The sequence below is a fragment of the Mycolicibacterium neoaurum genome (genome assembly GCF_036946495.1).
Lineage (GTDB): Bacteria > Actinomycetota > Actinomycetes > Mycobacteriales > Mycobacteriaceae > Mycobacterium > Mycobacterium neoaurum_B.
The window spans coordinates 3,145,828-3,160,326 of sequence record NZ_JAQIIX010000002.1; the positions used below are offsets into that span (position 1 = coordinate 3,145,828).

The following is a 14,499-nucleotide window of genomic DNA, read 5'->3' on the forward strand; positions in this document are numbered from 1 at the left end:
GGTAGGCCGGCAGCGCAACGTGCAGTGCGGTGCACCGACGGGGCGCCGGAGCCACCCTTACAGAGCAATTTCTGCGCTGGGATACACCTCTGCCCAGGCGCATTGGATGAAACGATGCAGTTGGTCTACCGCCGTCGGATCGCTGCGAGTGCGCCACACCACGTGGCCGTCGGGTCGCACGACCACAGCGCCACGCTCGTCGATCTCGAACGCGGTTGTCAGCATCGCAACCGTGCATCCCGGCGGGGGAGTCAGCGCCACCACGCTGAGTGGCACGGCGGTCGTCGTGCGGGCGAGGGCCTCAGTCCATGCTGCTGGATCGGCGGTGAACAGCGTCAGACCGCGCGGCGCAACGGCGGCGTGGGTCGAGGACTCAGCACCATCTGGACCCAGGATGAGTGCATGCGGCAGACGCGCGCCCGGATGTGTCGTGGGGCGATACAGCGCGACATCGCCTTCGGGGCAGCGACCTTCGGCGGTATCGATGAGCGAACTGACGTAGGAGTAGCCGAACTCCAATCCGCTGGCGACGAAATGCTCCTCTTGTCCTGGGATCTCATCGGCCATCCGTTGCCGCAGGCGTCTGCTGCGGCCGCCCCGCTTGAGCAGCCGCCGTGTCCTGGATGTTTGTGCCGTGGTGAGCGCATCCGCGGTCCAGGCGACCGCTGCGGCGGGTACACGGTCAAGGCGGAGCTTACCTATCAGTTCCGTTGCCCGGTGCAACGAGCGGTTGGTGATGCCCAGCTCGGCGGTGACCTCGTCGAGCTGGAAGTGGTTGTGGGTGCTCTGTTCGGCGAACCGGGTGACGACGGGGCGCCGCTCGATCTCGTAGCTGTCCAGCAGTGTCTCGGAAGCTCCGTGATCGAGGATCGCGGCAAGCTTCCACGCGAGGTTGTGGGCGTCCTGCACACCGCTGTTGAGCCCGAAGCCCCCGGTGTGCGGGAACCGATGGGCGGCATCACCGATCAGCAGCAGCGGTCCGCGCCGGAAACGGTCCGCGATCTGTTTGGTCATCGTCCACGTTCCGGTCGATCGGATGTCGTAGTGGGTGGACCCGATGACCTCGGGCAGGATGCGGTTCCAATAGCGCCGGCTGTCGCTCGCGATCTGTTGTGCAGAGTGTAGATACGGTGTCATCAGCACGTAGTCGTCATCGGCGTGGGCGATCATCACCCCGCTGAAGCGGGGGTGGTAGATCCAGCTCAGCAGCGGTCGGCTGGTGCCCTGCGGGTAGAGCCGCGGAGCGTGAAAGAAGACGCTACCCATGTTGGCCAGCACCGGGCCGGTCATCGCGATACCGGCGGCGTCGCGCAGTGTGCTGTTGGCACCGTCCGCAGCGATCACGAACCTGGGGGAGAGGGTTATCGGCTCGGTGTCCGAGGACCGCAGGGTCAGTTTCTCATCGTCCAGGTCGGCGTGCAGACCACGCCGGAAGTCGACGAGTGGCTCGCGTTCGAGTGCATTCCAGAGCACCGGCATCAGGAGGTGCTGGCCGATGTGGGATATCAGATAGGGGCTGTGCGAGCGGACTTCTTCGAGGCGATCTGGTTGGGACAGCAGGTCGATCTCACCGATCGGTTCGGAACGGACGTCGGTGCACCACCGGATGATGTTCACGGTGTCGATCGGCGGGGTGATCGCTTCCAGCGCGACGCCGAGTTCGGGAGAAGCCTGATTCCAGATCTCCAGCGTCCGGGCATTGATGACATGCGCCGCGGGATGCAACCGAGTATCCCGTCGTTCCTCGACGACGGTGCTGGGAATGCCGTAGCGAGCCAGCAGTAACGCGAGCGTGGCCCCTGCCGCGCCCGCACCGACGATGACGACGGTGTCAGATTTCATCGCTCACAACGTCTTCCACGTCAGCGCCCGCTTGTTGGACCGAGGTTTGGTACCTGGGCGCGTTCCGGCACCGGGTTCGAGCAGCCGTCGGTGATCCGTGCCGGCCCGCAATTGCTCGAGCAGATAATCGGGATCGATATCGGTACCGATCGGATTCTGGTCGAAATCGGCGCTGTTGAAGAACTCGGCGGTCTCTTGGGCAGTGGGGAAGTTCTCGGTCTGGAATTCCAGCCGAATGCCCTCGGGATCTTCGTAATAGAGACTGGTCGTGGGCCCGTGGTTGATCGACCAGACCGGGGTGATCCCGACGTTCTTGAGTCGTTCGTAGGTGAGCAACAACTTCGCTATCGAGGTGAATGTGAAGGCGAGATGGTCGATGCCATAGGTCTTTCGGCGCCAGCGCGACAGGGGGAAGACGTGGCGCACCGGGGGCGGCAGCTTGACCAATGCCAGCCGGTGGCTCTCGTGGTCCCAGGTCAGAAAGGCGATTTGGTTGTCCTCGTGGACAACTCGGGCGCCGAAGACATGGCTGTACCAGTCGATCATCTCGGCGCTCCGCGCGGTCTTCACCACCCAGTGGGCGATGAAGTCGGGAACGAGGCGATCTGGAAGAGCATCCAGGTCCGGCGCGGAGGTGGTCGCCGAGGTGTCGTCGGAGTCGGACGGCTGCAGGGGGCTCGGGGTGGCGCTCATGGAGGCATCTCCTTTCAGGCGGATCCGTCGACGATGGTGGTCTGCTGCGTACCCAGGTCGAGCGTCCCGGCAGCGTTGCGTATCGATGCGGTGATGACGTCACCTGGCCGCAGATAGGGTTTGCGCTGATTGAGTCTGACGAAGGCGGCCCACAGCTTGTCTTCCGGGAGCAATGCGGTGGCCAGCCGACGGATCACCGCCGGCGGTGATCCTGCCGTGATGCCATGCGGCGTGCCGGTCAGCAGGACGTCACCGGGATCCCAGTTACAGAATTCGCTCAATTCTGTCAGCGTCTCCGCGGGTCGGTAGAGCATGTTCGCGGTGTTGTCGCTTTGGCGCAGGGATCCATTGACCTCCAGCCGTAATTCGAGGTCGTCCAGCAGACCGAGGTCACCGGGTTCGAGCACGGCGAGCACGGGACCGAGCGGGCAGAAGCCGCGGTAGCTCTTGCCCTTCAAGAACTGTCCCTGCGGTAGCTGGACATCTCGGGCGGACAGATCGTTGCCGATCGTCATGCCGAACACGTACTCATGGAGATTCTCGGCGGTGACCGTGGTGGGCTCCGTCACGGTGCCGTTGAGCACCAACGTCAGTTCGATCTCATAGTCGAGCAGGGTGACGTGGGCAGGGCGGGTGACCGGGGCGTGGGGACCGGTCACGGCCGCGTCGGTTTTGTCGAAGAACAGGTTGAACAGCCGTTTGTCCGGGTCCATCCCGGATTCGATCGCATGCTGGCGGTAGTTGGCACCCTGGCACATCACCCGGCACGGGGTGGTCACCGGTGAGAGCAGTTCCACGTCGGACATCGGAAGGTCTGCGGTTCGACTCGCGGCCGCGGTCCAATCGGCCCTGCCCTGGTCGATGAGGTCGGCGGTCCGGGGGTATTGGCCGGTCAACGGTGAGATCAGGTCACCGGTGAGCACACCCCACGAAGTCCGCTCATCGCGCATGTATCGGACCAGGTGGACGACCATCGACATCTCCACGTCTGCCGGGCGTTCGACCGGCTCGGGGATCAGTCAACCTTCAGACGACTCCCTACAGCCTGGTCTGGAATCCAGAAAAGGTAGTGATTGATTGGTCGTAAGTCCAATCATTCTGAATCGGGCTGCAAGACCGCCTCGCCGAGTTCTTCGGCGAGGGTCAGCGCGGCGTGCAGCTGTAACCGGCGAAACGTGATCGGCTGGCCGCGCAGTTGTTCGGCACGCTGCACGCGGTAGGCAACGGTGTTGCGGGCCACCTGGAGATCGGCCGCGGTCCCTGCCAAACTCCGGTCGCGATCGAGGTAACGCTTGAGAGTCTGTCGCACCACGGTCACCGGTTCGGCGGTGCCGGCCAGCTCACCCAGCTCGCGGTTGACGAAGTCCCGGGCGTTGGACATGTCGGTACTGAGCATCGCGACGATGTCGAGGTCGGTGTAGGCGAACCACCGGACATCTCTGGCCGACTGAGCACCGACGCGAGCTGCCTCGGCCGCCCGCTGATGGCTACGCCGGAACCCCTCCACCCCAGCGCCTGGGGTCCCGACCGCGAGCTGGACACCAGGGGCCAAGGGGCTTTCGGCCTCGTGTGGCTCGAGTGGCTCGGATGTCCGTGAGCCCCAGGCCCAGACACGTTGTGCACCAAGGGGGAGTATCAGCAGCGCGGTGCACCCCGCAGCGGAGAGTGCTGCTGTGGCGGCCGAATTGAGGTGGTGTGGTTCGGCCGTTGTGGACGGCTCGGTCCAGGCGATCATCGCGAGGTGCCAGCGGGTGAGGTCGTAGCCCAGGACCCGTGCAGCCCGGTTCGTCGACACCGGCCTTCCCTGCAACAGGTCCTCGACGACCTCCATCCGCAGCGCGACCGAACTGGTCAGCCACGCCTCGTGCGCACGGGCATACTCGTCGGCCATCTGTTTGGTCAGGATCTCGACGACGCCGAACAGTACTTGGTTGATCCTCCGCATCTCGGTGAAGCGTCGATCCTCGGGTATGACCGCTTCGGCAGCATCGAGCAACACCGAAACAGCGGTGGCGTGCGCGAGGTGGATGCTGCGCAACATGTGCTCGATACCGATACCGCGTGCGACCACTTCCATCGGCCCGTCGAGAACCTCTGGCATCTGTGCCGAGGACACGTCATCGTCGACGGCGAGCGCGTACAGCACGCCAAGGGCCACGGCCTCGCAGCCCTTGGCGATCTCGTGGGCAACCGCGTCGACGGCGAGTTCAGGGATCGCGTCGGTGATGGTGGTCGCCATCGTTGCGCCGAGTTCGATTGCCCACGATGCCGGTTGGGGGCCGAGCAACTCGGCGAGCGTCTGTGCGCGGTCGGGGAGCAGGGTTTCGCGGGGGATGTTGCGAGGTGCCCGCGGTGCGAGGTCGGCAAACCATGCCCGTCGCATGCGCGGTCCGGAGGCTGCGTTCATCGTGCCGGCGCTCCTTTCTGGCTGGTTGGCCAGCAACGATACGCCTGGGTGCGCAGTGTCTACCTATCCGCGGATGAGGCACGTGTCGACGATGAGATAGGCGGCGACGGCGAAAACCAGATAGGCGAACCAGCGGTTGAGACGCCGCGTATCCAGTCGGGCTCCCCAGTGGCCGGCCAGAAGGGACCCGAGGATGGCCGGGGCGGCGAATGCGGCGGCGATGGACCAGTCGATCGGTGTCCCGAGATGGGACACGACTCCGGCCGCCGAATTCGCGGTGATGATGAGCAGCGATGTGCCGATGGCGGTGGGCATCTCGACACCGAGTAGCAGGACCAGGGCCGGGATGATGAGGAACCCACCTCCGACGCCGAACACGCCGGTGAGCAGCCCGACGAGGATGCCGACCGGGATGGAGCGTCCGGCGCAGCGCCGCCAATCGATGCTGCCGTCGGTGAGCTGGCACGCCGTTCCCGTGCTGTCTCCACCCCGCAGCATGCGCACGCCGGCAATCACCATGATGAGGGCGAAGCCGACGGTCAAAACGTTCTGGGGGAGGTGCCTGCCGATCGTGGTTCCGACGACTGTCGCAGGCATACCCGTCAGGGTGAAGATTGCCACCAGTCTCCATTGCACCTGACGGTGCCGGATCTTGGGCAACGCACCGACCGCCGATGCCAACCCGACAACGATGAGGGATAGCGGGATCGCCTGCGCGAAGCCGAGTCCCAACACATAGACCAACGCCGGCACGGCCAGGATCGAACCACCGCCGCCGAGCAGGCCGAGCAGCACGCCGATGACCGCACCCAGCGCCAGCGCCGGCGCGACGGTACTCATCGCTTCAGAATCAGAGGTTGTGTGAGCGGAATGATCATCGTGAATCCTTCGGGGCGGGCCCGGGCCCTACGCCAGGCCCTTCAACATGAAATTCCAATACATGAACGGCAATCCGTGCTTCTTGACGTACCAGTAGGGCCGATGCGGCACGCTCGGGTCGAGCAGCGGAAAGCTCGGTCTGAGCGTGAGGTCGTAATCGAATTCGGCCAGTAGCATCGACTTTGATGACGTGACGATGGGACATGACGAATACCCGTCGTAGTGGGCCGTCACGGCCCGCCCGTTCAACACCGCGTCGATGTTGTGCACGACCACGGGTGCTTGTTTTCGGACCGCCGCGCCCGTCTTGGAGTTCGGCGTCGACGCCACGTCACCGAGTGCGAACACGTTCGGGTAGCGCACATGCTGCATGGTGTATTTGTCGACGGCGACGTAGCCATTGGCGTCCTTGACAGACAACGGGCTCGCCTTGATGAAATCCGGCGCCGACTGCTGGGGGACAGCGTGCAGGAAGTCATAAGACATTGTGGTGGTGCCACTTTGACCGGTGATCTCTACGGTACGAGATGACGGGTCCACAGCTGTCATCTCAAAGTTCACATGAAGCGAAATCCCGTAGTCGTCGATGACCTTGTCCAGGCTGGTTGCGATGGACGCGATCCCGAACGGTCGCGGTGTGGGCATGATCAGATGCACGTCGATGTCATCGAGAACCCCCTGCTTACGCCAGTAGTCGCTGGCCAGGTAGGCGATCTTCTGAGGGGCACCGGCACATTTGATAGGTCCGCTCGGCACCGTGAACACCGCGGTGCCGGATCGGAGTCCCCGAATCATCTCCCAGGTGCGGGGAGCCAGATCGTAGCGGTAGTTGGAGGAAACGCAGTCGTGTCCAATGGCACGGGACAGGCCGTCGGTCTTGCGCCAATCCAGCTGGATACCAGGGCAGACGACGAGCGCATCGTATCCGTGGACGGATCCGTCGGCGCAGGTCACGGAGTTGTTGTCGGGATCGAAAGTGTCCACGCTCTGTTTGATCCACGTGGTGGATGGTGGAATGACCGAGTGCATGGGTCTTTGCGTGCTTGCGGCGCGCGCTTGTCCGCCCCCGACCAGGGTCCACAAGGGCTGGTAGTAGTGGGTGTCGGACGGTTCGATCAGGGCGACATCGCGATACCCCTTGCGGTGCAACCGCGCCGCGACCGTGATGCCTGCCGTTCCGCCTCCGATGATAAGGACACGATGCTTGGTGACATTCGACATGGATGTGAACCTCCTCGGTGGTCAGGCGTGCTGATGCGACTCGGCCCAGGCACCATAGCCGCCGAGGATGTCGCTGACGTCGGTGAAGCCCTCCCTGCGCAGTAGGCTGGCCGCGGCTGACGAGCGATAGCCACCGGCGCAGTACACGACGGTCGGTCGTTTCGGATCCAGCTCGTCGAGCCTTCCCGGCAGATCTCCGACGGGAATGTTGCGCGCGTGGGCGACTGCTCCATCTGCCACCTCGGTCGGTTTGCGGACATCGACCACTTGCAGGTCCGGGATCGACGCGATGCGTTCGTCGAAGGCCGCAGCGGTCAAGCGGGATGCTGTCTGAACCTCTTCGGCATGGGTGAACATGGCCTCTTCGGGATCAGCGAGATAGCCGATCACGCGGTCGAACCCGATACGCGCCAACCGGTTCTTCCCTTCGAGCTCCTGGCCGGGGTCCGTCATCAGAACGATGTCGGCATCGTGGGGCAACACCGATCCGCAATACTCGGCATAGCGGCCGGCGAGACCGATGTTGATCGCGCCACGCAGATGACCGAGCGCGAAATCTTCCGCGCTGCGGCCATCGACGAGAACCGCCCCGGCGGCCAGCGCCGAATGCACCTGGTCAAAGGTCAACGGCGCGGGCATCTCGTCCTCGTCGAGCAGAGCCCGGTTCTTCCGGTTGAGTATCGCGTCATAGGCGAAGTAGCCCGGCGCGGGCGCCTGGCCCTCGGTGACCAGTGCCATGAAGGTGGCTTTGTCCGGTGCCCGGAGTGCGTAGTTCGTCGCCTTCTGCTCACCGATCGTCGATGACAATTCGGTGGAGAGGTTCTTACCGCATGCCGAGCCGGCACCGTGGGCGGGGAACACACGCGTCTGGTCCGGCAACGTCATCAGCTTGTCATGCAGGGAGTCGTAGAGCGCGCTGGCGAGTTCCTCGCGGGTGTGTCCGATGGACGCCAGCAGATCAGGCCGGCCGACGTCGCCGATGAACAGCGTGTCGCCGGTCAGCACCCCGAATGGCTCTGTCTCCTCGGCATTCTCGAAGACGACGATGCTCATCGACTCCGGGGTGTGGCCCGGGGTGTGACGGAACTCCAGGATCACCTCGCCGAGCGAAAGCCGCTCTCCGTCGGCAACAGCCACCGACTCGAACTCGGTTTCCGCGACGGACGAGTACACGATGTGAGCTCCCGTGGCCTCGGCGAGCTCCAGATGCCCGGAGAGGAAATCTGCGTGAAAGTGCGTCTCGATCACCATCTCGATCGTCAGACCGTGGCGGGTGGCGTCCTCGAGATAGGCCGAGACATCGCGCTGGGGGTCAACAACGACTGCTCGGCCGGTGGTCCGGTCACCGATGAGATACGAGGCGTGCGACAGGCATTCGAGATAGTACTGTTCGAAGATCATGATCTGGCTCCTTCTGTGGCCGGGTGTGAGCGCCCTATGTGCGATCTCTTTAATACCCCTACGGGTATAAGAACGAACTGCCTGGACGGCTCTATTCCGGCAGCGGTGTGGGCTATGCAACAGTCCCGAAGGACCCGTCATCGCGGACGACGGGCCGCCCGGCGGCATGCCAGGCGGTGATCCCTCCGGTCAGGTTGAACGCGGTGATTCCTGCCGCGCAGAGTGTGTCGTCGGCCTTTTGTGAGCGACCTCCCGATCGGCACATGACGACGACGGTTGATCCGCCGTAGCGCTCAGGAGTGAGTTCTGTCAGTGCACAATGCGTGGCTGCCGGTGCGTGATCCGCGACCCACTCGAAGTCTTCGCGGACGTCAAGTAAAAGTGCCCGTCCCTGGTTCACGAGCTCTTCGGCATTGGCGACATCGATCTGGGGTGCCACAGAGTCTGTCATCTTGGTCCTTCCTCTCATGCGCGGTTGCGGCGGAATGGATTCCACTTGTTGCGGGATGGGGGCGGCGAGGTGTGGCCATCGCACCAGTCGTCGGGCCGCACGTTGCGGCGCACGGCATCGACATGCGCTCCGCAGCCGGCCCAGGTGGTCTTGCCGCAGTTGCGGCATTTAACAGCGCGACACACGGTAAATCCTTTCGTAGGTGAAATAGATGCTGATGGGCGGAGGCTTAACCCTCCCGGTTCGCTCATGGCGAGCCTTAGATTCTCCGTCTCCATTACCATACCCCCTACGGTATAGTCAGGCCAGAAAGTCGGCAGCCGGCGAGGGGGTAACAGGGTGAGGTCTGATGACACAGTGGAGGCTGAGCTATGAACGGGGTCACAGCGCCGATGTGGGTCGGTCTCCCGCTCGGGGTGGGGTTCGGCGCCATCGCCTCGTTGTGGGGCATCGGTAATCCCGAGACGATCATCAGGGCTGCTCGACTGATCGACCGGTTGCTGCCGGCCTGCTTCCTGCTGGTCACCGCACTGGGTTCGGTTCTGCTCTACGGCCTGCATGCGTCCGGCGTGGCCATGCACTTCTCGCCCAAGCCGACCTACATCTATGGCGTGGTGTTGGGCGGGATTCTCTTCGGAGTCGGTCTGGCGCTCAGCGGCTACCTGCCGGGGACTGCGCTGATGGCGATCGGAGAAGGTCGCCGAGACGCCCTACTTGCGATTCCCGGCGGACTGCTGGGTGCATCGGCGTGGACCGCTCTGGCGGATACCGACTTCGGCCGATGGATCGTCTCCGACGCGAACTTCGGAGACGTGGTAGCCGGCGGCAACATACATGACGTGTCGCCGGCCCGTATGGTGGCCATCGCACTGCTCTATGCCGTCGCGGCATTGGGTGCGTTGTACTTTCTTCCGCGGTATCGCGCGAGCCGACATTGCTGTCTTCGGAGCATCCGGGACGGTGAACTCGATGCCCATGATCGGCAGATGGCGATGGATACACATCGATACCTGAACGAAGGCGCTCGGAGGCCCATCGGCCGAAGAATCAGACTCGCGCGTCTGTCCGAACACTACGTGACCCACCCCGGCTTCTTCGTTCGCGCAACGATTCTCGCCGGATCAGCGGTCGCCATCCTGGGTGTGCTGGCTCTGTTCCTGCGCCAGCAATTCGGCCAGTCCACCACCTACTCATGGGTGGTCGGCGTGCTGTTCATGCGCGACTCCGCCTACTCGCAGAGTGTCTTTGCCACGATCGGCTGGGAACCGCTGACCGATCTCGGGGTGCTGATCGGCGCGTTCTTGTCTGCGTACCTGTTCACCGGGCGTTTCACGGCGTTCGCGAAGGTGACTCCACCGTCGTGGCGCAATCGTTTCGGCGACAACCCGCGTTTGCGCCAGGCCGCGGTCTTCGGTGGATCGTTCCTCACGCTGCTCGGAGCGCGGATGGCCGGCGGATGCACCAGCGGCCATACCCTCAGTGGAGGGATTCAGTTATCGGTCAGTGCATGGCTTTTCACCGCATCGTTGACGGTTGCGGCGGTGCTCACGGCGCGCTTGGTCTATCGCGACGCAAGTTGCCGGGTCGACGGCTGAGACCGCTCAGGCCAGCGTCAGGAACAGCTTCTCCAGTTCGGCTTCTGACATGGGTGCGGTGCCGCCCTCCTTGTCTGCGACGATGCATTCGCGCATACCGGTGGCCACGATCTTGAAACCCGCTCTGTCCAGCGCCCGCGATACCGCAGCGAGCTGTGTGACCACCGCTTTACAGTCTCGGCCCTGTTCGATCATGTTGATGACACCGCCGAGCTGCCCCTGTGCGCGTTTCAGCCGTGCGAGGATGGCCTCGATGCTCTGCTGATCGTCGATCATGCTCAACGCCTTCCCTCTATGCCGTGGTGGTGGTAATGATACCCGCGCGGGTATCGTGCGATCGGTTGCGCACCTTAAGCGGCCACCAGAACCATCGCCCGAGCAGTGCCGCGATGGAGGGTGTCATGAGCGAACGCACGATGAGGGTGTCGAAGAGCAGTCCGATGCCGATCGTGCTGCCGGCCTGACCGATCGAACTGAGATCGCTGGCCACCATGGACATCATGGTGAAGGCGAACACCAATCCCGCGGCGGTGACCACGCTGCCCGTCTCACCCATCGAACGGATGATGCCTGTGCGCAGCCCGGCGCCGATCTCTTCCTGGAAACGCGATACCAGCAACAGGTTGTAATCCGATCCGACGGCCAACAGGATGATCAGACCGAACACCGGGGCGATCCAGTTGAGTTCGAGTCCGAACCCGTACTGCCATATCAGCACCGTCAGCCCGAATGCGGCGCCCAGGGACAGCAATACCGTGCCGACGATCACCAGTGATGCGACCAATGCCCGGGTGATCAACAACATCACGATGAAGATCAATGTCAGTGCTGCGACGCCGACGATCAGCAGGTCATAATGCGCCCCGGACTGGATGTCGCGGTAGATGGCAGCGGTGCCGGTCAGGTAGAACTTCGCCTCGGTGAGACTTGTGCCCTTGACGGCCTCGTGGGCGGCCTCGAGTTCGGGCGTCACGGCAGCAATACCGGCGGGGGTGGCCGGATCCTTTTCGTGGGTGATGATGAATCGCGCGGCCTTACCGTCCAGTGGGAGGAACAACTCAAGTCCGCGTTGGAAGTCGGGGTTCTGGAACGCCTCCGGGGGGAGATAGAAGTAGTCGCCACCCTTGGAGGCATCGAAGGCCTGGCCCATGGCGCTGGCCGTGTCGGTCATCTGTGACATCTGAGTGACCAGGCCGGAGAAACTGCTGTGCATGGTCAACAAGGTGCTGCGCATCGATTCGGCGATCGCGATCATCGGCCGGAACTGGGCGAGCATGTCGGGAACAACGGCACTGACATCGCGCGTCTCATCAACCAGGGCGTGCATATCGTCGCTGAACTTGTCCACCCCGTCGATGGCGTCGAAGATCGATCGGACCCCCGAGCAGGCCGGAATGTCAAAGCAATGCGGCTCCCAGTAGAAGTAGTTGCGCAACGGTCGGACCACGTCGTCGAAATTGGCCAGATGATCGCGCACCTCGTCGAGTGTGGCCTTGGCCGTGGTCATATCGTCGACCATCCGATTGGTGGCCCCACCCATCCGAGAGAGTGCCGCCTCCAATTGTTTCATCGACGCGATCATGGCGCCGAGGTCATCGCTCATGGTGAGCATATCGGCGGTGCGGTCCTTCATGAACTGCAGGTTCTGTTGGATCGGAATCGACTGGGCGCTGATCTGGAACGGGATCGAACTATGATCCATCGGCCCACCCAAAGGACGGGTGATGCTCTGCACCATCGCAATCCCTGGCGTTCGGAAGACTTCCTTGGCGATCTTGTCCAGTACGAGCATGTCGGCGCTGTTACGCATGTCGTGGTCGGTCTCGACCATCAGGATGTCCGGGTTCATCGTGGCCGCGCTGAAATGACGCTCCGCGGCCGCGTAACCCACGTTGGACGGGAGGTCTTTCGATATGTAGAAACGGTCGTTGTAGTTGACTTCCATTGTCGGCACGAACGCGATGCCGAGAAGCGCGATGGCGAGCGTCGCTGCGAACACGGCGCCAGGCCAACGCACGGTGACGGTGCCGATGCGCCGCCACCGGCGGACGTTCGGCTCGCGCTTGGGGTCCAATAGTCCGAAGCGACTCGCGACCACCACGACCGCCGGCGCGGCCGTCAGTGCTCCGGCGACCACCACTACCAGTCCGATTGCCGAGGGCACGCCCAGTGCCTTGAAGTACGACAGACGTGCGAAGTGCAGGCACAGGGTCGCGCCGGCGATGGTGAGTCCTGAACCCACGATGATGTGCGCTGTGCCGCGGAACATCGTGTAGTAGGCCGACTCTCGGTCTTCGCCGGCTCGACGTGCCTCCTGGTAGCGGCCGATCAGGAAGATCGCGTAATCGGTACCGGCCGCGATCGCAAGAGAGGACAGCATCGCGACCACGAACGTCGAGAAGCCGAGTACGCCCATATCGCCCAGTAGCGCGACAACACCTCTGGCCGTGCCCATTTCGAATCCGACCATGACCAGTACGAGCAGCATCGTGACGATCGACCGGTAGGTGATGAGCAGCATGATCATGATGACCACGCCGGTGACGCCCATCATGAGCAGCATGCTCTTGTCGGCTGCTTCGTTTATATCGGCGGTCAGCGCCGCTGAGCCGGTCAGATAGACCTTGAGTCCTGCTGGTGGCGGCGAGTGCTCAAGAATGGTGCGTACCGCCTCAACCGAACGGATACCTTCCGTACTGCCTTGGTCGCCGGCCAGGTTGACCTGCACGTAGGCGGCTTTACCGTCTCTGCTTTGGACGCCGGCCGCCGTCAGTGGGTCTCCCCAGACATCCTGGACGTGTTGAACGTGTGCGCTGTCGGCGCGCAGGGCGCGCACGAGATCCTGGTAGTAGATTCGCGCCTCGTCGCCCAGCTCTGCATCGCCTTCCAGTACAACCATCGCCATGCTGTCGGAGTCGAACTCGTCGAAAGTGGCGCCGATGTGGCGAGTGGCGATCATCGCCGGTGCGTCGTGCGGCGACATCGTGACGGCGTGCTCGCGGGCCACGGTCTCGATCTGCGGGACCAGCACATTGATTCCCAAGGTCAACAGGAACCAGGCGATGAGTATCGGGACAGCGAACCGGCGGACGAATCGCATGGCGGCCGGCCGGGTCTGCGTATCGCGGGTCATGCGGCTTTCGCCAGACACGAGATCTGTGCGTCATGCCCGGCCGCCGACTGTTCGGCCTTCACCACACCGTTGACGGTTATCCGGCACCCGATGTTCGAACCGTCGCCCTGCGCAACCACACTCGCCAGTACTGCTGGTGTGGTCGTTGTGATCGTCAATGTCCATGGCAGAGAAATGAAATCGACCTGGTGTGCCGTGGCGCCCATATCGAGATAGCTCACGCTCCCCGCCGTCCCGGCGGGGCCGTAGACGTCGTAGGTCACATGCTTGACGAAGGTGGGGTCGAGCGGCTGGGCACCCCGTCCGGTGGCGGAGAAGATCGGCTCGGACCCGAACGCGTCGCGCAGGTGCACCACGGCCACACCACCGATGGCGACGGCGATGGATACCGTGATCGGCACCCACGCCTTCACGAGCATGTTCACAGCGATGTTCCCTTCGTTGGTGCGGGTTACGCACAAGCGAGACGAAAAACGTTCCGCCCTGGCAGTGCCACGTCCGGCCGCATGCGCACGGCATCGGGCGCACCGGAACGGACAGATCGGGAATGGCGATCCGATTTCAGATTTATACCATACCCCCTAGGGTAATTTTGCGAGCCGCGTAGCCGGCCGCATCGGCCGACGAGGGAGATTCAGCCAGCCGGCGGAGGGAGATGGCCGAATGGCCGATGCCGGGGCGTGTTCTGAGCGACAAGGCTGGCGTCGTGAAGAAGACCAGGCACCCGTCGACATCATCCACGCAATCGGACGCACGTGCGCGTGCCGCCGCCGTTGCGGTGGTGGTGGGCTCGATGGTCATCACGCTGGTGATAGTGATCGGCATTCATCTACTGCGGGTGAACGGCTTGCTCGCCCCTGGCGCCGTGTAGTCGATC

At 63.4% G+C, this 14,499-nt stretch carries 13 protein-coding genes; 2 read left to right on the forward strand and 11 right to left on the reverse strand.

Annotated features, from left to right (window positions below):
- Positions 1 to 57 precede the first annotated feature (57 nt).
- From PGN27_RS20530 to PGN27_RS20565, 8 genes are all read right to left on the reverse strand, one after another.
- On the reverse strand, positions 58 to 1,842 hold the full coding sequence (locus tag PGN27_RS20530; protein ID WP_335327766.1) for an FAD-dependent monooxygenase: 1,785 nt from the start codon (positions 1,840 to 1,842) through the stop codon (positions 58 to 60).
- A gap of 3 nt (positions 1,843 to 1,845) precedes the next feature.
- Complete coding sequence (locus tag PGN27_RS20535) at positions 1,846 to 2,535, reverse strand: VOC family protein (RefSeq protein WP_335327767.1); 690 nt, start codon at positions 2,533 to 2,535, stop codon at positions 1,846 to 1,848.
- 14 nt (positions 2,536 to 2,549) lie between these two features.
- Positions 2,550 to 3,509, reverse strand: coding sequence for a fumarylacetoacetate hydrolase family protein (locus PGN27_RS20540; RefSeq protein ID WP_335327768.1), 960 nt, complete (start codon positions 3,507 to 3,509; stop codon positions 2,550 to 2,552).
- 119 nt (positions 3,510 to 3,628) lie between these two features.
- Entirely contained in the window at positions 3,629 to 4,942 is a 1,314-nt protein-coding gene (locus PGN27_RS20545; RefSeq protein ID WP_335327769.1) for a PucR family transcriptional regulator, read from the reverse strand.
- 63 nt (positions 4,943 to 5,005) lie between these two features.
- A complete protein-coding gene (locus PGN27_RS20550) occupies positions 5,006 to 5,782 on the reverse strand; it encodes a sulfite exporter TauE/SafE family protein (protein WP_335327770.1) in 777 nt (258 codons plus the stop codon).
- 66 nt (positions 5,783 to 5,848) lie between these two features.
- A complete protein-coding gene (locus tag PGN27_RS20555) occupies positions 5,849 to 7,042 on the reverse strand; it encodes an NAD(P)/FAD-dependent oxidoreductase (RefSeq protein ID WP_335327771.1) in 1,194 nt (397 codons plus the stop codon).
- Between the two features lie 21 nt (positions 7,043 to 7,063).
- Positions 7,064 to 8,443 carry an MBL fold metallo-hydrolase gene (locus PGN27_RS20560; RefSeq protein WP_335327772.1) on the reverse strand — a complete coding sequence of 460 codons (1,380 nt, stop codon included), beginning with the start codon at positions 8,441 to 8,443 and terminating at the stop codon, positions 7,064 to 7,066.
- Positions 8,444 to 8,555: 112 nt separating this feature from the next.
- Complete coding sequence (locus PGN27_RS20565; protein WP_335327773.1) at positions 8,556 to 8,894, reverse strand: rhodanese-like domain-containing protein; 339 nt, start codon at positions 8,892 to 8,894, stop codon at positions 8,556 to 8,558.
- A gap of 371 nt (positions 8,895 to 9,265) precedes the next feature.
- Between PGN27_RS20565 and PGN27_RS20570 the strand changes: the two genes are divergently transcribed.
- Positions 9,266 to 10,489, forward strand: coding sequence for a YeeE/YedE thiosulfate transporter family protein (locus tag PGN27_RS20570; protein WP_335327774.1), 1,224 nt, complete (start codon positions 9,266 to 9,268; stop codon positions 10,487 to 10,489).
- A gap of 6 nt (positions 10,490 to 10,495) precedes the next feature.
- On the opposite strand, the gene PGN27_RS20575 is transcribed toward PGN27_RS20570, so the two are convergent.
- The 3 genes from PGN27_RS20575 to PGN27_RS20585 are packed head-to-tail and all read right to left on the reverse strand — an operon-like array spanning position 10,496 to position 14,041.
- Positions 10,496 to 10,765: a metal-sensitive transcriptional regulator gene (locus tag PGN27_RS20575; protein WP_030134670.1), complete on the reverse strand. Its 270-nt coding sequence runs from the start codon at positions 10,763 to 10,765 to the stop codon at positions 10,496 to 10,498.
- A 16-nt stretch (positions 10,766 to 10,781) separates the two neighbouring features.
- Positions 10,782 to 13,589 carry an MMPL/RND family transporter gene (locus PGN27_RS20580; protein ID WP_335328799.1) on the reverse strand — a complete coding sequence of 936 codons (2,808 nt, stop codon included), beginning with the start codon at positions 13,587 to 13,589 and terminating at the stop codon, positions 10,782 to 10,784.
- Positions 13,590 to 13,618: 29 nt separating this feature from the next.
- Positions 13,619 to 14,041 (reverse strand): MmpS family transport accessory protein, encoded by a 423-nt coding sequence (locus PGN27_RS20585; RefSeq protein ID WP_335328800.1) that lies wholly within the window; start codon positions 14,039 to 14,041, stop codon positions 13,619 to 13,621.
- A gap of 236 nt (positions 14,042 to 14,277) precedes the next feature.
- Between PGN27_RS20585 and PGN27_RS20590 the strand changes: the two genes are divergently transcribed.
- The gene (locus PGN27_RS20590; RefSeq protein ID WP_335327775.1) at positions 14,278 to 14,493 is read left to right on the forward strand and encodes a hypothetical protein; all 216 of its coding nucleotides are present in this window, start codon (positions 14,278 to 14,280) and stop codon (positions 14,491 to 14,493) included.
- The last annotated feature ends 6 nt before the right edge of the window (positions 14,494 to 14,499 follow it).